Genomic DNA, 16,883 nt, shown 5'->3' with positions numbered 1-16,883 from the left:
CGGGATGACGACATGACAGAATTAATCTTGCAAGCCCTGTATTCGGGCTTGCTGCAGGGCGGCTCCTACGCCCTGATCGCACTGGGACTGGCGCTGGTCTTCGGCACCATGAAAGTGATCAACCTGGCGCACGGCGAACTGGTGCTGCTGGCCGCCTACATCGCCTACAGCGTGGAATCGGGCCTGGGCCTGGGCCCCATGTTCGCCATTCCCATCGCGCTGGTGATCGTCAGCCTGACATCGGTCGGCGTCTACCTGATCGTCAGCCGCATCAAGAAGGACCGCGAAATCAATTCGCTGATCCTCACCTACGGCATCGGCGTCATCCTCACCAATTTCATTTTGCTGGTCTGGAAGGCCGACATCCGCTCGACCTCGTCGAGCTGGCTGCAGGAAGGCTTCGAGATCGGCCCGTTTTTCAGCATGCGCAGCGAAGTGATCTTCTTTGGCGTCAGCCTGGTGCTGATGGCGGCCCTGTGGCGCTGGCTGTCGACCAGCTGGTATGGCCGCGCCGTGCGCGCCGTGTCCAGCAACCGCGACGCGGCCAAGCTGATGGGCATCGATCCGGGCCGCACGGAACTGGTCTCGTTCCTGGTCGCCGGCATCCTGGCCGCCTTCGCCGGCGTGGCCCTGTTCAGCTATGGCGTGATCCAGCCGGCCTACGGCGGCGCGCTGACGGTGAAAGCCTTCATCATCACGGTGCTGGCCGGCATCGGCTCGATACCGGGCGTGCTGATCGCCGCCGTGCTGCTGGGCGTGGCCGAAGCGCTGACCGTCACCCTGGCCAGCTCCGCGCTGCAGGAATTGTCCGGCATGGTGCTGTTCCTGCTGGTGTTGTTCATCATGCCAAACGGCTTGTTCGGCGCACAACGGAGGCGCGGATGAAGCGCTCGACACTGATTTCAACGGCCGGCCTGCTGCTGGCCGCGTATGTCGCCGTGCCGCTGGCCTTGGGCGCAAACCAGTATGTGATGAGCATGGTGGTGGCGGCGCTGATCATCGGCGGCGTAGCCATGTCCTGGGCCCTGCTCGGTAATTTGGGCGGCATGGTCAGCTTCGGCCATGCCGCGTTCTTCGGCGTGGGCGCGTATGTCTCCGCGCTGGCCACCGTGAAACTGGGCTTGCCCGTGTTTGCCGCCATGCTGCTGGGCGGCGCGGGCGCGGCCATCGCCGCCGTCATCATGCTGCCCGTGCTGCGGCTGCGCGGGCCGTATTTTGCGCTGGCCATCCTCGCCTACGCCCACATCTTCCGCATCCTGGCCACGGAATGGAGTGCCGTGACGGGCGGCGCCGGCGGCATCAACAATATCCCGGCTTTACCCACCGTCTTCGGCTTCGACCTGGCCAGCAAGACGGGCGCCTACCTGGTGGTGCTGACCCTGGTGGTGGCGTGCGCCTTTGCCTACGGCCGCATCCGCGCCAGCCATTACGGCATCGCCCTGCGCGCCATGCACGACAGCGAAGACGCCACGCGCGTCGTCGGCGTCAACAGCACCTTGCTGAAAGGCGCGATGCTGCTCGTGTCGGCCTTCATGGCGGGCCTGTTCGGCGCCTTCAACGCCCACTACATCAACTTCCTCGAGCCCGACTACGCCTTCAACAGCCTGTGGGTGACTTTGCCGATCGTGGCGGCCATCTTCGGCGGCTACCGCACCATACTCGGCCCCGTGCTGGGCGCCGTCGTGGTCTACCTGGTCGACCAGCTGATCTTCAAGTCGCTGATCCCCACCGGGCACCAGCTGGTGCTGGGCGTGCTGCTGGTGGCGATGATCGTCTTCAGTCCGAACGGCTTGCTGCCGCTGCTGAAAAAAGCGCTGGGTAAGGAGAAAGCACATGCTTGAACTCGATAATGTGTCCGTGCGCTTCGGCGGCCTGACGGCCGTCGACAGCGTCACCCTGAACGTGGGCAGCCACGACGTGATCGGCCTGGTGGGCGCGAACGGCGCCGGCAAGACCACCCTGTTCAATGCCATTTCCGGCCTGGTGCGTCCCACCAGCGGCGGCATCCGCTTCGAGGGACGCGACATCATGGCCACGCCCATGTACCAGCGCGCGCGCCTGGGGCTGGGCCGCACCTTCCAGATTCCGCAGCCGATGCATGAATTGACGGTGCGCGAAAACCTCGTCGTGGCGCAGCGCTTCGGCACCGGCAAGGTGGACATGCGCAAGATCGATGAAATCCTCGATTTTACGAGCCTGGCGGACAAGGCCGGGCGCGACGCGGCCAGCGAACTGGCGCTGACGGAACTCAAAGCGCTGGAAGTGGCCAAGGCGCTGGCCACCAATCCGAAACTGCTGCTGTTAGATGAAGTGCTGGCCGGCCTGGAAACGAACGGCAAGCGCCGCTTCATGGGCATGCTCAAGGATTTGCATGCCGCCTTTGGCGTGGGCATCGTCATGATCGAGCACGATATCGAGACCATCAGCAATCTGTGCCAGCGCGTGGCCGTGCTCAATTTTGGCCAGCTGATCGCCGACGGCACGCCGGATGCCGTCTTCCGCGATCCGGCCGTCATCGAAAGCTATACGGGAGCAGCGCATGCTTAACATAGAAAATCTGCGCGCCGGCTATGGCGCCATCAACGTGCTGTGGGACGTGTCGCTGTCGATCCGGAAGGGCAAGCTGACCACCATCATCGGACCGAACGGGGCCGGCAAGACGACCCTGCTGCGCGCCATCATGGGTTTGCTGCCCGTGGGCGCGGGCAGCATCGCGCTCGACGGCATGGCCATCAACGGCACGCCCACGTGGAAGATGAGCGACGCGAGGGTCACCATGATCCCGGAAGGCCGCATGACGTTCCGCGACATGAGCGTGGAAGAAAACCTGATCATGGGTGCGTTTCCGAAGGAGCACCGCAGCCGCATGCCGGCGCGCCTGGCCGAAGCCTACGCCATGTTCCCGCGCCTGCACGAGAGGCGCCGCCAGCTGGCCGGCTCGCTCTCCGGCGGCGAGGCGCAGATGCTGGCGATGGCGCGGGGCTTGATGTCGGACCCGTCATTATTGATCATCGACGAACCGTCGCTGGGCCTGGCGCCGCTGGTGGTCAACGAGCTGTTCGAGATCCTCGCGCGCCTGAACGATGGCAAGCGCACCATCATTTTAGTGGAGCAGAACACGGCGCGCGCCGTCGGCGTGGCCGACCACGTCTACCTGATGCAAAGCGGTAAGGTGGCGCTGTCGCAGGCGGCGGTTGATGTCGACCTCGAACATCTGCATGCACTGTATTTCGCGCACTGAGCGGCCTGCGGCCATCACTCCTCCTCGTCGTCGTCCTCGTCGTCGGCCAGCTTGTCAAACACCTGCAGCTCGGCCTTGCTCAGTCCCGTCATCACGAAGGGATCATCGGCGGGAAAGCGGCCCGTATCGACCAGCATGCGCAGCTTGCTCAAGCGCTCGCCCAGCGCCAGCGCCTGCGCCTGGGGATCGGCGTCGGCCTGCCCGATCGCGCGCGTCACGGACTCGGGAAACTCCCATAGTTCGGCGATCCGTACCGACAGGATGCGCGCTTGCGCAAATACCTGGGCAATGAAGGCGTCCGATTGCGGAAAGGCATCCGGCGCATGCATCTGGTCGATCAGCCGGAAGGCCACCACCAGGCCGACATTGGCCATCAATCCCGCCAGATAGGCGTCGAAGGCGTTGGCCTGCATGGCCGGCGCGACCAGGTTGGCCGCCAGCGCGCATTTCTCGGACTGGCGCCAGATCAGCGGCGCCGTGCGTATGGTCAGGCCGCCGCTTTGCATGCTGACGATGGGACGGAAGGCGACGCGGGCAAGCAGCATGCGCATGCCGTTTTGCCCCAGCAGCATGATGGCGCCTTCCATGTTGTTGATCGACGGGCTGGCGTTGTAGCGCGAATGGTAGCAGGGCCGGTTCGCTTCGCGGTAGACCTCGGCGACCAGCAGCACGTCCTGGGCCAGCTGGGCCGACAGCTTGGCCGCGCTCATGTTTTCATCTTGCAAGGTCCGCATCAACTGGGGAATGATGGCCGGAATGCGCGGTATCAGCGCGGCGCCGGCGACCGGTTCACGGACCAGGCGCGCCAATTCGTCCAGAATCTGCCGTTCCGCCTCCGCCGGCGCCTGCGCCGAACCGGCGGCCGCCAGCCAGCGGTAGTAGACGGCATCGATTTCGGCGATGGTCGCCGGCTGCCGCGCCATCTCGGGCGCCGCCGCTGCCGTGAGGGGCGCCGCCTTGTTTTTGTCGTCGCCGCCGTTCAGTAATTTTCCTATCCAACCCATGTTATTCTTCCAGCCCTATGTGCATCACTATCGCGAAATCCGCTGCGCGATTTTACTTGATGACGGCAGCGCCGGTGCGGCGGGCGTGGCCGGCCTTGTCCATCTGCCGCAACATGCTAAAGTGGCACGACATGAACCCTGCCCTGCCCAACCAGCGATCCAGCATGAACAATCCATTTGCGCACTACCTCACCAGCCAGGCGTACAACAACGCCTGGGCCAACCACCGCCTGCTGAAAGCGTGCGGGCAGCTGACCCTGGCCGAGTTCCAGGCCACGCGCGTCAGTTTTTTTCCCACCATCCAGTTCACGCTGAACCACATCCTCACATGCGACTGGTTTTATCTCGACGCGCTCGAGCGCGAGCTGCGCGGCGAAGCGCCCCATGCCGACTGCTATGTCTTCTTTGCACAGGACGAGCCGTACACGGATTGCGCGGCCCTGCACGCGGCGCAGCGGGCCTCGGACCTGCGCCTGATCGCCCATTGCCGCAGTCTGTGCGACGCGGACCTGGCGCGGCACGTGACGATCCTGCGCGACACGCCGCAAGTGGACACGCGCCTGCGCCTGCTGGCGCATGTGTTCCAGCACCAGATCCACCACCGGGGGCAGGTGCACGCCATGCTGGCCGGCACGCGCGTCGCGCCGCCCCAGCTCGACGAGTTCTATTGCGCCGGCGAAGCGCACGAGCGGGCGCAGGATTTTGCGGAACTGGGCTGGACGGAAGACGAGGTGTGGGGCCCGCGCTGAGTCACTCCTCGGCGTGGCAGCAGACGCACAGCTTGTTGCCGTCGAGGTCGCGGAAGTAGGCGCCATAGTAATGGGCGTGATAATGGGGCCGCAATCCGGGCGGCCCCTCGCACACGGCACCCAGCGCCAGCACGGCCTGGTAGCAGCGGTCCACCTGCGCGCGGCTGGCGGCCAGCAAGGCCGTCATCTGGCCATTGCCGGACGTAGCCGGCAAGCCGTCGTGCGGCGCCGTCAGCACGAACAGGGGACGCGGCGCCTGCCGCGCCATCCAGCCCGCCCAGGGCTTGGCCGGATCATGAAATTTTTCGATCAGATCGAGTTCTCCCAGCAAGGCCGTATAGAAGGCGTAGGCGCGGGGAAAGTCGTTGGTGCCAAGGCAGAGATGGGATAGCATGCTGCTCCTTCATGAATGCAAGCGGGTGTGCGGCGGAATGCGCCAGCTGATTATAATGGCGCATCTCTTTCGGACCAGATCCCATGCCAGACCTCGACCGCCTCCAACTGCTTCCCCCTACCAGCGCCGACCTCCCCGGCTTGCTCGCCTTCGAACTGGACAACCGCGCCTATTTTGAATCCTGGGTCACGGCCCGCGCGCCGTCCTACTACCACGAGGAAGCCATCGCCGCCGCCATTGAACAGGCGCAGCGCGAGCGCGAGCAAGACCGCGCCTACCAGTACCTGGCCAAGCTGGACGGGCAGATCATCGGCAGGGTCAACCTGACGGCCGTCACGCGTCCCTATTTCAACAAGGCGGCGCTCGGTTACCGCATCGGCGAACGGTTCGGCGGACGCGGCTACGCCACGCGCGTCGTGGCCCTGCTGCTGGAAGAAGCGTTCGGCCCACTGGAACTGTGGCGCCTGGAAGCGACGGCGCGGCCGCAAAACCTGGGCTCGGTCGCCGTCATGCAGCGCAACGGCTTTCACCAGTACGGGCGCTCGGAAAAAGCCATGCTTTTCCAGGGCGACTGGTCGGACTTGCTGTATTTTGAACGGCGCAACGACAACGCCAAGGGCTGACACGCGGCATTTTCCTGCGTCAACGCGACTTTCCCCCTATTGGGCGCGACTTTGTCACAGCGCAAAGCAGGACGATATTGGACTGATAACGTCAAGGTTCGGGAATTTTTAATATCTTGCCAAGTCCAACATGAAACTGCATCGACACCTGTTCGCACATGTGCTGCTGATACTGGCATTGGCCATCGCCATCTTCTTCGCCGCCATCGTGCTGGCACGCATCACACTGTGGGCGGAAACGCAGGAACTGCCGGCCTATCTCGTGCAGGGCATGCATCTGGTTGGCAAAGTGCTGTTTTTTCTGGACGGCTGCATCGTCGTTGCCGTCAGCACCATTCTGGCCGTCAGGCTGTTCCACTTGCTCACCAAGGAGGATTTATGAACAACTTTCAGTACCTGCTGACCCTGCAGCACCCGCACCGCTTCTGGTACAGCGCCATCGTCATCGCCGTGGCCTCGGCCATCCTGCTGGGCCCCTGGCTCGACAGCATGCCATGGCTGGTGGCAATCCCCTTCGTGGCCGGCGGCTTGCTGGTGGCGCTGGGCGAACTGTGGGATGAAATGCACGGCAAGCGCCTGCACAACGGCAGCGACGACACGCATGCGCCATGCCGGCACCCATGAGACTGACGGGGTGACGCCTGCACGCAACATCGGCCAGCGCATGCGGCGCATTTAAGACTGGCTTCAGTCTCGCCGTGCATCGTGATATGGCGCCAGCGGCAAGGGCGCCTTCCTTCCCCATCACGGGCACAGCCCAGCGAAAGAGCCGACATGAGCACATGGATGCGCGCCAACAAAGGTTTTTTGATGTTTCTCCTGCTGTTCGGCGTGTTCCGCACGGCCGTGGCGGACTGGAATCCCATCCCGTCGGCATCCATGCGTCCCAACCTGCTCGAGGGCGACGTGGTCTTCGTCAACCGCCTCGCCTTCAACCTGAAAGTGCCGCTTACCGATATCGTGCTGCAGCGCCTGGGCGAACCGCAGCGCGGCGATATCGTCACCTTTTCCTCGCCGAAAGACGGCACGCGCTTGATCAAGCGCATCATCGCCCTGCCCGGCGACACGGTGGAAATGCGCAATGAACAGCTGGTCATCAATGGCCAGCCCGCCCAGTACACGGCGCTCGACACGGCGCCCGAAACCATCGCCCACCTGGGCCAGCTGACGGCGCAGCGCATCAGCGAGCGCAACGCAACCGAGCAGCACCGCATCCAGGTCTTGCCGCAAATCACAGGCGCCGCCCGCAGCTTCGCCCCCGTGACGGTGCCAGCCGACCATTTCCTCATGCTGGGCGATAACCGCGATAACAGCGCCGACTCGCGCTACTTCGGCTTCGTGCCCCGTGCATTGCTGATCGGCAAGGCCGAGCGCATCCTCGTCTCGGCCGATATCCAGGAGCATTGGCAGCCGCGGCTGCAGCGTTTCGGCATGAAGCTGGAGTAAATGTTGCCCATGCAACGGCGCCGCGCTTTTCGGTTAGCATGGCGCATCATGCACAACTTTCCTTCATCCAGCCAGCAGCCCGCCAGCGACGATGCCGCCCTCGAGCAGCTGGCGCAGTTCCTGCGGCGCCATCCCGACGTGCTGCTGCTGACGGGCGCCGGCATCAGCACGGCGTCCGGCATACCCGATTACCGCGACGCGGACGGCGTGCGGCGCGGCAATGCCCCCGTGCAAGGCCCCGATTTTCGCCGCCAGGAAGCCGTGCGCCGCCGCTACTGGGCACGCAGCATGGTGGGCTGGCCCACCCTGGCGCGCGCCACGCCGAATCCCGGCCACCTGGCCATCGCGCAACTGGCGCAGCGCCAGTGCATCGGCGGCCTGGTCACGCAAAACGTGGATGGCCTGCATCAGCAGGCAGGCAGCGCCGCCGTCACGGAGTTGCATGGCAGCATACATGGTGTGATCTGTCTCGATTGCCGGGCCCGCCACACGCGCCGTCTGATCCAGGATCAGCTCGAACGCGACAATCCCCAGATGCTGGGCGCCACGGCCACGCCGGCGCCCGACGGCGACGCCTTGCTGGAGCCATCGCAGCTGGCCACCTTCCACGTGCCTGCGTGTCCCCGCTGCGGCGGCACCCTGCAGCCCGACGTGGTGTTTTTCGGCGATGGCGTACCCGCCGCCTGCGCGGCCGAGGCCGAAAGCAAGATGCATGCGGCCAGCGCCCTGCTGGTGGTGGGTTCGTCCGTCATGGTGTATTCGAGCTTTCGCCTGTGCCGCATGGCGGCCGAAACGGGCAAGCCCGTGGCCGCCATCAACATGGGCAAGACGCGCGCCGACCATTTGCTGGCATTCAAGACCGATGCCCCGGCACAGGACATCCTGCCTGCATTAGCGGCCATGCTGGGCTGAGTGCGTGCCGGCCGCGCGCCGCTCTGGCTATACTGTGCAATTAACGAGGAGAATTCATGCTGGAACTGTTGAGTGAACACGCCTGTTTTGGCGGCGTACAACGCTTTTATCGCCACGACGCGCAAGCCATCGGCTTGCCCATGCGTTTCTCGGCCTTCATTCCCGACACGGCGCCGGGCAGCGCCGTCACCGCCAAACGCCCCGCCCTGTTTTACCTGGCGGGCCTGACCTGCACGGAAGAAACGTTCATGATCAAGGGCGGCGCGCAGCGCGTGGCGGCCGAAGAAGGCTTGATCCTGATCGCCCCCGACACCAGCCCCCGTGGCGCGAATATCGCGGGCGAGACGGATGCCTGGGATTTCGGCGCGGGCGCCGGCTTTTACGTGGACGCCACCGAGGCGCCCTGGAGCAGCCACTACCGCATGTACAGCTATATCCTGGAATTGCGCGCCTTGCTGGAGCAGGAACTGGCGATCGATGCGCAACGCACGGGCATTTTCGGCCACTCGATGGGCGGCCATGGCGCGCTGGTGCTGGCCTTGCGCAATCCTGCGCTGTTCCGCTCCGTCTCCGCCTTCGCCCCCATCGCCGCGCCGAGCCAATGTCCGTGGGGCAAGAAAGCGTTTACGGGCTACCTGGGCAGCGACGCGGCCAGCTGGCAGCAGTACGACGCGAGCGCGCTGATGCGCGGCCTGCGGGGCCGGCCGCCACTATTCCCCGAAGGCATCTTGATCGACCAGGGCCTGGCCGACAAATTCCTGCCCGAGCAACTGTACCCCGAGGTATTCGAAGCGGCGTGCCGCGACGCCGGCCAGCCCTTGCGGCTGCGCCGCCATGCCGGCTACGACCATGGCTATTACTTCATCGCCAGCTTCATGGACGAGCACGTGCGCTTCCATGCGCGGAATCTGCGCGCCCTTGCCTGACGCACTTGCCTGACGCACCTGCCTGATTGAACTACTGCGCCGTGCTGGTATGCCCGTTGAAATGGCGCATGTACCAGTCCGTGGCCAGCAGGGCCGCCTGGTGGCGCGTGTCGGGGCCGCCAGGGGCGGCAATTTGTTCCAGTTGTTTGTCGCAGCGCAAGGTGGCAAACGCCATGCGGTTCAGGCCCGCCACGTCGGGATCGCGCCCGCCCACGATCAGCAGCGATGGCACGCGCACGTTTTCCAGCGCCGCCTTGCCCGCCATCTCCACCTGGCCATCGCAGACGGCCAGCGCGGCGATCTCCGCGCTGCGCCAGGCCGCCAGCTGCATCACGACGGCCGCGCTGGTGCCATAGCCATACAGGCCGCAGGGCAAGCGCCGCGTGGACGGGTCGACTTGCAGCCAGCCCAGGGCTTTTTCCAGCTGGCGCGCCAGCAGCACGATATCGCTGCGCACGAAATAGGCATGGCCATTGCTGCCGCCGCCAGGCCCGACACCGCCCTGGTCGAAGCGCAAGGTGGCGATGCCCGCCCGCAGAAAATCCTGGGAAGTGGCATGGCTGGAGGCGCCCAGGTAGTCGCTGTCGGCGCCCGCGCCGTGGGCGAACAGGACGATGCCCACGGGCCGCTCGGGCATTTCAAGCACGCCGTCCATTTGAAGTTCATCGGCCGTGATGCTGACAAATTGTTCTTGCATGGCTGCCTCCGCTATCGAGCTGAAATCGGACTGACATCAAGCTGCTGTTGCGTTGATCTTGCCGGAACGGGCACCGCCTGCGCGCCCTGAGCGGCAGACCTCAGTGTACCAGCCTGCGTCCGTTCATGCGCGGCGCACGTCAAATTCGCCACACACCCGCATCAGACGGCGCCGTGCCGGTCCAGCCCCTTCAGCACCGCTTCCGGGCGGATCGGCAAATGCCGCACGCGCGAGGCCACGGCGGCGAAGATGGCGTTGCCGATGGCCGGCGCCACGGCTGTCGTGGGCGGCTCGCCCATGCCCGTCGAAGTTGCCGTGCTGGCCACGAATTCGATGTCGAGCTCGGGCACGTCGGCCATGCGCAACGGCGTGTAAGTGTTCAGGTTGGTATCCTTCACTTCGCCATTCAGGAAGGCAGTGCCTTCATGCAAGGCCATGCTCACGCCCCACAGGGCGCCCCCTTCGGCCTGCGCCAGCGCGCCATCGGGGTCGACGATGCTGCCCGCATCGATCACCATGAACAGTTTTTCGACTTTCACCATGCAAGTGCTGCGGTCCACTTTCACCCGCGCCACGCACGCCGTCCAGGTGGGCATGTCGCGTTCCTGGCCGAACGTGGCGGCGATGCCCAGCCCCGTGTCGGGCGGCATGGCCGTGCCCCAGCCCGCCTTGTCCGCCGCCCGCCGCAGCACGTGGGCCAGGCGCGCAGCGCCGCCGACGGCGTTCGGCGCGCTGCCCGCATTGCGGCCCGTCGCCTGCAGCAAGGACAAACGAAACGCCAGCGGGTCGACCTTGGCCGCCTGCGCCGCCTCGTCCATGAAACTTTCCACAGCCCAATTCGTCCAGCCCGGCCCCACGGAGCGCAGCCAACCGGGGCGGAAACTGCTGTTGGCCAGGTCGTTCGACACGGCCCGCACGCGCTGCGCGCCCACCGCATACCAGTGGTCGGCGCCGGCGATGGCGAACGGGTCGTATGGATGGCCTTGCCTATCCTTGGCCAGCAAGGCGGGGATCAGCGCTTGCGTGGGCCAGCCCGCGCTGGCCTCGTGCACCATCGCCGACACCTTGCCGGCCTCGTCGAACGCCATGCGCACATGCTGCACGGACGGCGAACGGGGCGAATCGAAACGGGCATCGTCGGCCCGCGTGCAGATCATCTTGACGGGGCGCCCCACGGCTTGCGCCGCCAACGCGGCCGGCACGCAATAATCGCCGTTCAGGCGCCGCCCGAAGCCGCCGCCAAGCAGATAGGTATGCAGCATGACCTTGCTCTCCGGCACCTTCAACGCCTGCGCCAGCACGGGCAGGATCAGCGATTGCCATTGATTGCCCGCATGGATATGCCAGACGCCGTCGATCTCCTGCGCCAGCGCATTCACGGGTTCCAGCTGGAAATGCAGCACGGTGCTGGTCGTGTAATGGCGTTCCAATTGCAGGCTGGCATCCTTGAACGCTTGCTCCACGCCATCATCGTCGACCACGCGGGCGCCCAGGCTGGCGTCGGCCAGCTGCTTGCCCGCATAGCTGACGATATCCTGCTCCGACACGTGGGCCGCCGCGCCGGCCCGCCATTTCACCTGCACCAGGTCGGCCGCGCGCATGGCGGCCGCATAGGTGTCGGCCACCACCATGACCCAGCCGGGCACCGTGCCGCTGGGGTCCTGCAAGGCGAACGAGCGCAAATAGCCCTTCACCTTTTTTGCCGCCGAGTCGTCGATGGAGAGCACCCTGGCGCCGTAGCGCGTGGGCGGGATCTTCGGGCGCGCAAACAGCATGCCCTCCACCTGCGCATCGATGCCGTACACGGCGGTGCCATTGATTTTCGCGGGGATGTCGAGCGCCGGCACCTGCTGGCCGATCAGGCTGCGCTGCTGCGGCGTTTTCAGCACGATGGCGTTCAGTTGCCCGGGCGTGTACTGGCGCGCCAGCTTGCCACGGCGCACGATGTCGCCATAGCCGATCGAGCGCCCCCTGCCATGCACGACGCCCAGCCGGGCGTGGCAGGCGGACACGGGCACGCGCAGCAGGCGCGCGCCCTCCTCGACCAGCGCGAGGCGGCCGGCCGCGCCGGCTCGGCTGAGCGGATCGAAATTCTGCCAGACGGACCAGCTGCCGCCCGTCACCATCAAGCCCCATTTCGGATCCGTGTCCACGTAATGCAGGCGCACCTTGCTCCAGTCCGCTTCCAGCTCCTCGGCGACGATGCGCGCCAGGGCCGTGCCGATGTGCTGGCCCATTTCCGCCTTGGCGATATTGACGGTGATCATGCCGTCGCGGTCGATCTCGAACCAGATGGTCGGATCGAACACGGGCGCGGCAGATTTGGCGGGCGGCGCAGGCGGCGCCTTGCCGGCGGCCAAGGTACTGTCGGCGCGCAGGAAAGCCAGCGTAAACCCCGTGCCGGCGGCGGCGATCAGGAAACCGCGCCGGCCCGGCGACGGGGGACGAGCGGAAGAATTTTCTTTAGGCAACTTAAACACCGGGCGTCTCCCCCATGCCGGCCGCCAGCTTGATGGCCTTGCGGATGCGCACATACGCCATGCAGCGGCACAGGTTGCCGCTCATGACGGCATCGATATTCGCGTCGGTCGGCTGCGGATAGTCGCGCAGCAAGGTGGCCGCCTGCATGATCTGGCCCGACTGGCAATAGCCGCACTGGGGCGCCTGCGTGGCAAGCCACGCCCGCTGCAGCGGATGCGTGCCGTCCGGCGAAAGGCCTTCGATGGTGGTGATGGCACAACCGGCCACGGCGGCAATCGGCGTGATGCACGAGCGCATGGCGCGGCCATCCACGTGCACGGTGCAGGCGCCGCACATGCCGATGCCGCAGCCAAACTTCGTGCCTTTCAAGTTGACTTCGTCGCGCAACACCCACAGCAGGGGCGTCCCGGCATCGGCCTCGGTGCCGAAGGGCTGGCCATTCACGGTGATGTTATACATAAATGTTATAGATAAGTATCATACATAAGAAACTTTCATGCTTACTTGCCGGCGCGCGTACGCGCCACGGCCGCTTCCAGGTTCGTCCAGGCCGGCTGGTGGCTACGGCTGCGGCGCAGATAGGCGGCCAGGTTGGCCACGTCGTTGTCCGTCAGCGAAGCGGCAAAACCCGGCATCAGCACGCCGGGCATGGCGGCGTCCTTGCCGATGCCGTGCAATATCACCTGGATCAGGTTGGCGGGGTCGGGCGCGCTGACGGCACTGTTCAGGCTCAGTTCCGGGCGCAGGGCCACAGGCCGGCCATCGCTGTTCGAATGGCACGCCGCGCAGGCGGCCACGTACAGGCTGGCGCCACGGTCGTTGTCGACCAGGCTGACGCGCTGCGAGCGTTCGATGCCTGCCTTGATCACGGCATCCGCATCCACCTTGCGCTGCTCGGCCCCGGCCACGCCGGCAAAATACACGGACAGCGCGCGGATATCGCTATCGGGCGCAGCGCCCATGCCTTCGTGCACGACGGCCGACATGGGCCCGGCCGCCACGCCGTGCAGGGCCGTCGCCCCCGTGCGCAAAAAGGCGTACAGCTCGTCCTGCGTCCACGGCAGGGGCGCCGTATTGGCGCTGGTCAAGGCCGGCGCATACCAGTGGTCGATGGACGCGCCCAGATAGGCCGAGCCGGCAAGCTCGGCACCCAGCGCATTGCGCGGCGTGTGGCAGGCGGCGCAATGGGCCAGGCCTTCGGCCAGGTAGCGGCCCCGGTTCCAGTCCAGCCCTTGAGCGGGATCAAGCTGATAGCTGGCCGGCTTGAAAAACAGCAGCTTCCAGCCCGCCTGCAAGGGACGCAGGCTCAAAGGGAAAGGCACGCTGTTGGCGGGCGCGGCCGCGTACACGGGCGGGCGCGTCATGAAATACGCGTACAGGGCCGTGAGGTCGGCGTCCGAGACCAGGTTGAAATGGGTGTACGGAAAGACGGGATACAAATGCGCGCCATCGCGGCCCACGCCTTCGCGCATGGCCCGCTGGAAGGCGGCCGGCGACCAGCGGCCGATGCCCGTTTGCCGGTCGGGCGTGATGTTCGTCGCATAGATCGTGCCGAACGGCGTGGCCAGGCCGTGGCCGCCCGCGTACTCGGCGCCGCCCTTGGCCGTGTGGCAGGCGGCGCAATTGCCCATGCCGGCCAGGATGCGGCCCCGCTCCACCGCTTGCGGGGAAAAGGCCGTGGCGGCGGGCGGATCGATGGGCGCCAGCGCGGGGCGCCAGTAATACAGGTAGGCGGCCAGCGCCGCCACGACGAGCAATGCCAGCGACAGCAGCAGGCCGGTGAAGATTTTCTTGAGCAAAACAGGAGTCCGGTAAAAGGCTGGGTACGCACCTGCCGCGCACGGACGGCGGCGGCAGGCGATTGCGACAATCTTACCGCGATTGTGACTTGTTGTATGTACGCAATGACACGCAGGTCGTGCCGCAGGCGGGCTGCGCCTTATAATCAGCGTTTCAGCACGCCGCCGCTTCTTCATGCATACCGTTACCATCATCCTCATCCTCGTGTTGACCGTCGTCCTGTGCGGCTTTCTCGCCCGCTCGCGCTGGGTCAAGCTGCCGCTGCCGCTGATCCAGATCGCCGGCGGCACGGGATTGGCCGTGTTTGGCGTGCAAGTGCCGCTCGATCCCGACATTTTCTTCCTGCTCTTCATTCCGCCGCTGCTGTTTCTCGATGGCTGGCGCATTCCCAAGGGCGCCTTCTTTTCCGACGCGCGCTCGATCCTGATGCTGGCCATCGGCCTGGTGCTGTTTACCGTGCTGGGCATGGGTTTCTTCATCGACTGGCTGATCCCCAGCGTGCCGCTGGCCGTCGCCTTCGCGCTCGGTGCCATCCTGTCGCCGACGGACCCCGTGGCCGTCTCCGCGATCGCGGCCGGCAACCCGATCCCGCCGCGCCTGATGCATATCCTCGAAGGCGAGTCCTTGCTGAACGACGCCTCGGGCCTGGTCTGCTTCACGTTTGCCGTGGGCGCCATGATGACGGGCGGCTTTTCCATCGGCGCCGCCTCGCTGAGTTTCCTGCAGGAAGCAGGCGGCGGCATCGTCATCGGCCTGGCCATCTCGTGGGGCGTGGGCCTGGCGAATAAATGGCTGGTGAGCAAGGTCGGCGAAGAGCCGGGCCTGCAAATCCTGATCAGCATCCTGATCCCGTTCGCCGCCTACCTGGGCGCCGAGCAAATCCACGGCTCGGGCATCCTGGCCGCCGCCACGGCGGGCGTGTCCATGCATTACGCCGACCTGATCGGCCGCCCGCTGGCCGCCACGCGCACCCAGCGCAAGGCCGTGTGGGATACCGTGCAACTGGTCCTGAACGGCGTGATCTTCGTCATGCTGGGCGCGCAGCTGCCCGCCACCGTGGCCGGCTTGCCCGCCGCCTCCATGGAAGTGGGCGCCGGCAGCGCCTGGAAGCTGCCCCTGTTCGTCATCGCCATCACGGTGGGGCTGACCTTCATGCGCTTCCTCTGGGTCTTCATCTCGATGAAGCTGACCCTGTTCAAGCACCACAAGAAGGTGGCGGGCGAAGCGAAGGATGCGGCGCTGCTGGCGCGCCCCAGCCTGCGATTGCTGCTGGTGGCCTCGTTCGCGGGCGTGCGCGGCGCGCTGACCCTGGCCGGCATCCTGACCCTGCCGCTGTTCCTGCCCGACGGCACGCGCTTTCCGGCGCGCGACCTCGTCATCTTCCTGGCCATGGGCGTGATTCTGCTGTCGCTGCTGCTGGCCAGCGTCACCTTGCCCCTGCTGACCAAGGGCCTGGTGTTCGCGCCGCCCGCGCGCCGTTCGACGGAAGAGCGCAATGCCCGCGCCGCCGCCGCCGAAGCGGCCATCGCGCGGCTGGAAAAAGTGTGCGAAGGCATCGACAAGAATGACAAGCAGCAAGTCGTCACGGAAGCGGCCAACCGCCTGATCGAAGCCTACCGGCGCCGCCTGGCGTATGGCGAAAGCAGCAACGACGAGGCGATGCGGCTGCAGGAACTGGCCAAGGCCGAGCGGGCGCTGCGCCTGGAAGCGCTCAATGCGGAGCGCGATGAGCTGTTCCGCCGCCGCATTTCGGGCGAACTGGACGACACCATCCATTTGCGCCTGCTGCGCGAAATCGACTTGCTGGAGGCGACACTGGAAGAATAGCAACACATTGGCGCGCCACCGCAGTGTTGGTAAGTAATTCTCATGGCAAAGAATGCAAGTTTTCACATTCGTGTTTATAATGCAAGGTTGATGGCGTCATGCCGTGATTTACTTTCAACATGGACTTCCGTACAGTCTGTGTTGTTGAGTAACTATTTGAATAGCCACCCCACCTGCATAAAGACACCGACGCCGTGCCTTCCTTCCCCCGCCACCGGCAGCGCTCCGCGCCGCCCGTCCTGCTTGCCGTTGTGCTGCTGGCCTCGCTGCTCGCCTGCAGTGCGCTGGCGCCGTGCGCGGCGTGGGCGCAAACGGGCGCGGCGGCCGACGCCAGGCGTCCCGCCGAAGTGGCCCAGGTCCTGTTTGGCATCATCAGTTATGTACGCTGGCCCGTGGCGCGCCAGGAAGTGCGCATCTGCATGCTCGGTACGCCACGCTACGGGGCGGCCATCGTCGACACGCCCGCTTCCAGCCTGGGACCGCGCATCCGCGTGAAAATCCCGGCGCCGGCAAGCGCGGCCAGCGAATGCGACGTCGCCTACCTGGGCAGCCTGCCCGAGGGCGAACGCGAGCATCTGCTGGCGCAGATCATCGGCAAACCCATCCTCTCGGTCGCCGAGCCCGGCACGTCGTGCGCCGTGGGCACCATGTTTTGCCTGCGCCTGAACGAGGCGCAGATCGGCTTTGACGTCAACCTCGACGCCATTGCCCGCAGCGGCCTGCGCGTGCATCCGAACGCCTTGCAAATTGCACGTCGCAAGGGACCGCCGCCATGAACGCCCG

General features: G+C 65.7%; 19 protein-coding genes. 13 read left to right on the top strand and 6 right to left on the bottom strand.

What is annotated here, in order from left to right:
• The first annotated feature begins 12 nt into the window (after positions 1-12).
• From AC0V2Y_RS00300 to AC0V2Y_RS00285, 4 genes are read left to right on the top strand one after another with little or no spacing between them, the layout of a single operon-like run.
• Positions 13-885, top strand: a complete 873-nt coding sequence (locus tag AC0V2Y_RS00300) for a branched-chain amino acid ABC transporter permease (protein WP_102298562.1) — start codon at positions 13-15, stop codon at positions 883-885.
• Positions 882-1,841, top strand: coding sequence for a branched-chain amino acid ABC transporter permease (locus AC0V2Y_RS00295; protein ID WP_475416238.1), 960 nt, complete (start codon positions 882-884; stop codon positions 1,839-1,841). Before AC0V2Y_RS00300 ends, AC0V2Y_RS00295 begins: the two co-directional genes overlap by 4 nt.
• Entirely contained in the window at positions 1,834-2,547 is a 714-nt protein-coding gene (locus tag AC0V2Y_RS00290) for an ABC transporter ATP-binding protein (RefSeq protein WP_475416239.1), read from the top strand. The genes AC0V2Y_RS00295 and AC0V2Y_RS00290 overlap by 8 nt, the downstream gene beginning before the upstream one ends.
• Positions 2,540-3,241, top strand: a complete 702-nt coding sequence (locus AC0V2Y_RS00285) for an ABC transporter ATP-binding protein (protein ID WP_475416240.1) — start codon at positions 2,540-2,542, stop codon at positions 3,239-3,241. Before AC0V2Y_RS00290 ends, AC0V2Y_RS00285 begins: the two co-directional genes overlap by 8 nt.
• Before the next feature lie 14 nt (positions 3,242-3,255).
• On the opposite strand, the gene AC0V2Y_RS00280 is transcribed toward AC0V2Y_RS00285, so the two are convergent.
• Positions 3,256-4,245: an HDOD domain-containing protein gene (locus tag AC0V2Y_RS00280; RefSeq protein ID WP_475416241.1), complete on the bottom strand. Its 990-nt coding sequence runs from the start codon at positions 4,243-4,245 to the stop codon at positions 3,256-3,258.
• 164 nt (positions 4,246-4,409) lie between these two features.
• Here AC0V2Y_RS00280 and AC0V2Y_RS00275 point away from each other — a divergent pair, with 164 nt between their 5' ends.
• Entirely contained in the window at positions 4,410-4,994 is a 585-nt protein-coding gene (locus AC0V2Y_RS00275; protein ID WP_475416242.1) for a DinB family protein, read from the top strand.
• 1 nt (position 4,995) lies between these two features.
• Here AC0V2Y_RS00275 and AC0V2Y_RS00270 read toward each other — a convergent pair whose 3' ends face one another.
• On the bottom strand, positions 4,996-5,388 hold the full coding sequence (locus AC0V2Y_RS00270; RefSeq protein WP_475416243.1) for a VOC family protein: 393 nt from the start codon (positions 5,386-5,388) through the stop codon (positions 4,996-4,998).
• A gap of 83 nt (positions 5,389-5,471) precedes the next feature.
• On the opposite strand from AC0V2Y_RS00270, the gene AC0V2Y_RS00265 reads away from it, so the two are divergent.
• The 6 genes from AC0V2Y_RS00265 (at position 5,472) to fghA (ending at position 9,295) form a co-directional block, all read left to right on the top strand.
• Positions 5,472-6,011 carry a GNAT family N-acetyltransferase gene (locus AC0V2Y_RS00265; protein ID WP_475416244.1) on the top strand — a complete coding sequence of 180 codons (540 nt, stop codon included), beginning with the start codon at positions 5,472-5,474 and terminating at the stop codon, positions 6,009-6,011.
• Positions 6,012-6,141: 130 nt separating this feature from the next.
• On the top strand, positions 6,142-6,393 hold the full coding sequence (locus AC0V2Y_RS00260; protein WP_475416245.1) for a hypothetical protein: 252 nt from the start codon (positions 6,142-6,144) through the stop codon (positions 6,391-6,393).
• Positions 6,390-6,635: a hypothetical protein gene (locus AC0V2Y_RS00255; protein WP_475416246.1), complete on the top strand. Its 246-nt coding sequence runs from the start codon at positions 6,390-6,392 to the stop codon at positions 6,633-6,635. Before AC0V2Y_RS00260 ends, AC0V2Y_RS00255 begins: the two co-directional genes overlap by 4 nt.
• A 150-nt stretch (positions 6,636-6,785) precedes the next feature.
• Positions 6,786-7,457 (top strand): signal peptidase I, encoded by a 672-nt coding sequence (gene lepB / locus AC0V2Y_RS00250; RefSeq protein WP_475416247.1) that lies wholly within the window; start codon positions 6,786-6,788, stop codon positions 7,455-7,457.
• 48 nt (positions 7,458-7,505) lie between these two features.
• Positions 7,506-8,369: an NAD-dependent protein deacetylase gene (locus AC0V2Y_RS00245; protein WP_475416248.1), complete on the top strand. Its 864-nt coding sequence runs from the start codon at positions 7,506-7,508 to the stop codon at positions 8,367-8,369.
• A gap of 56 nt (positions 8,370-8,425) precedes the next feature.
• The gene (gene fghA / locus AC0V2Y_RS00240) at positions 8,426-9,295 is read left to right on the top strand and encodes an S-formylglutathione hydrolase (protein ID WP_475416249.1); all 870 of its coding nucleotides are present in this window, start codon (positions 8,426-8,428) and stop codon (positions 9,293-9,295) included.
• Positions 9,296-9,326: 31 nt separating this feature from the next.
• Here fghA and AC0V2Y_RS00235 read toward each other — a convergent pair whose 3' ends face one another.
• From AC0V2Y_RS00235 to AC0V2Y_RS00220, 4 genes are all read right to left on the bottom strand, one after another.
• Entirely contained in the window at positions 9,327-9,992 is a 666-nt protein-coding gene (locus AC0V2Y_RS00235) for a dienelactone hydrolase family protein (protein ID WP_475416250.1), read from the bottom strand.
• A gap of 161 nt (positions 9,993-10,153) precedes the next feature.
• The gene (locus tag AC0V2Y_RS00230; protein ID WP_475416251.1) at positions 10,154-12,472 is read right to left on the bottom strand and encodes a xanthine dehydrogenase family protein molybdopterin-binding subunit; all 2,319 of its coding nucleotides are present in this window, start codon (positions 12,470-12,472) and stop codon (positions 10,154-10,156) included.
• Positions 12,465-12,932, bottom strand: coding sequence for a (2Fe-2S)-binding protein (locus AC0V2Y_RS00225; protein WP_475416252.1), 468 nt, complete (start codon positions 12,930-12,932; stop codon positions 12,465-12,467). The genes AC0V2Y_RS00230 and AC0V2Y_RS00225 overlap by 8 nt, the downstream gene beginning before the upstream one ends.
• A 41-nt stretch (positions 12,933-12,973) precedes the next feature.
• Positions 12,974-14,272, bottom strand: a complete 1,299-nt coding sequence (locus AC0V2Y_RS00220; protein ID WP_475416253.1) for a cytochrome c — start codon at positions 14,270-14,272, stop codon at positions 12,974-12,976.
• 175 nt (positions 14,273-14,447) lie between these two features.
• On the opposite strand from AC0V2Y_RS00220, the gene AC0V2Y_RS00215 reads away from it, so the two are divergent.
• Together AC0V2Y_RS00215 and yfiR are read left to right on the top strand one after the other, a co-directional pair.
• Complete coding sequence (locus AC0V2Y_RS00215) at positions 14,448-16,100, top strand: Na+/H+ antiporter (RefSeq protein WP_475416254.1); 1,653 nt, start codon at positions 14,448-14,450, stop codon at positions 16,098-16,100.
• A 194-nt stretch (positions 16,101-16,294) separates the two neighbouring features.
• A complete protein-coding gene (gene yfiR, locus AC0V2Y_RS00210) occupies positions 16,295-16,876 on the top strand; it encodes a regulatory sequestration protein YfiR (protein WP_475416255.1) in 582 nt (193 codons plus the stop codon).
• Positions 16,877-16,883 lie beyond the last annotated feature (7 nt).

Source organism: Janthinobacterium sp. BHSEK, from assembly GCF_056174685.1.
The sequence above is the reverse complement of the archived record's forward strand: the minus strand, read 5'-3'. Positions and strand labels throughout refer to the sequence as shown.

What these genes read in the sequence shown, in the direction of transcription:
- AC0V2Y_RS00290 (WP_475416239.1), top strand. Translation starts at nt 1,834, where the DNA reads ATGCTTGAACTCGATAATGTGTCCGTGCGCTTCGGCGGCCTGACGGCC.
- AC0V2Y_RS00255 (WP_475416246.1), top strand. Translation starts at nt 6,390, where the DNA reads ATGAACAACTTTCAGTACCTGCTGACCCTGCAGCACCCGCACCGCTTC.
- AC0V2Y_RS00295 (WP_475416238.1), top strand. Translation starts at nt 882, where the DNA reads ATGAAGCGCTCGACACTGATTTCAACGGCCGGCCTGCTGCTGGCCGCG.
- AC0V2Y_RS00215 (WP_475416254.1), top strand. Translation starts at nt 14,448, where the DNA reads ATGCATACCGTTACCATCATCCTCATCCTCGTGTTGACCGTCGTCCTG.
- AC0V2Y_RS00235 (WP_475416250.1), bottom strand. Translation starts at nt 9,992, where the DNA reads ATGCAAGAACAATTTGTCAGCATCACGGCCGATGAACTTCAAATGGAC.
- AC0V2Y_RS00275 (WP_475416242.1), top strand. Translation starts at nt 4,410, where the DNA reads ATGAACAATCCATTTGCGCACTACCTCACCAGCCAGGCGTACAACAAC.
- AC0V2Y_RS00260 (WP_475416245.1), top strand. Translation starts at nt 6,142, where the DNA reads ATGAAACTGCATCGACACCTGTTCGCACATGTGCTGCTGATACTGGCA.
- AC0V2Y_RS00265 (WP_475416244.1), top strand. Translation starts at nt 5,472, where the DNA reads ATGCCAGACCTCGACCGCCTCCAACTGCTTCCCCCTACCAGCGCCGAC.
- AC0V2Y_RS00225 (WP_475416252.1), bottom strand. Translation starts at nt 12,932, where the DNA reads ATGTATAACATCACCGTGAATGGCCAGCCCTTCGGCACCGAGGCCGAT.
- lepB (WP_475416247.1), top strand. Translation starts at nt 6,786, where the DNA reads ATGAGCACATGGATGCGCGCCAACAAAGGTTTTTTGATGTTTCTCCTG.
- AC0V2Y_RS00270 (WP_475416243.1), bottom strand. Translation starts at nt 5,388, where the DNA reads ATGCTATCCCATCTCTGCCTTGGCACCAACGACTTTCCCCGCGCCTAC.
- fghA (WP_475416249.1), top strand. Translation starts at nt 8,426, where the DNA reads ATGCTGGAACTGTTGAGTGAACACGCCTGTTTTGGCGGCGTACAACGC.
- AC0V2Y_RS00245 (WP_475416248.1), top strand. Translation starts at nt 7,506, where the DNA reads ATGCACAACTTTCCTTCATCCAGCCAGCAGCCCGCCAGCGACGATGCC.
- AC0V2Y_RS00300 (WP_102298562.1), top strand. Translation starts at nt 13, where the DNA reads ATGACAGAATTAATCTTGCAAGCCCTGTATTCGGGCTTGCTGCAGGGC.
- AC0V2Y_RS00285 (WP_475416240.1), top strand. Translation starts at nt 2,540, where the DNA reads ATGCTTAACATAGAAAATCTGCGCGCCGGCTATGGCGCCATCAACGTG.
- AC0V2Y_RS00280 (WP_475416241.1), bottom strand. Translation starts at nt 4,245, where the DNA reads ATGGGTTGGATAGGAAAATTACTGAACGGCGGCGACGACAAAAACAAG.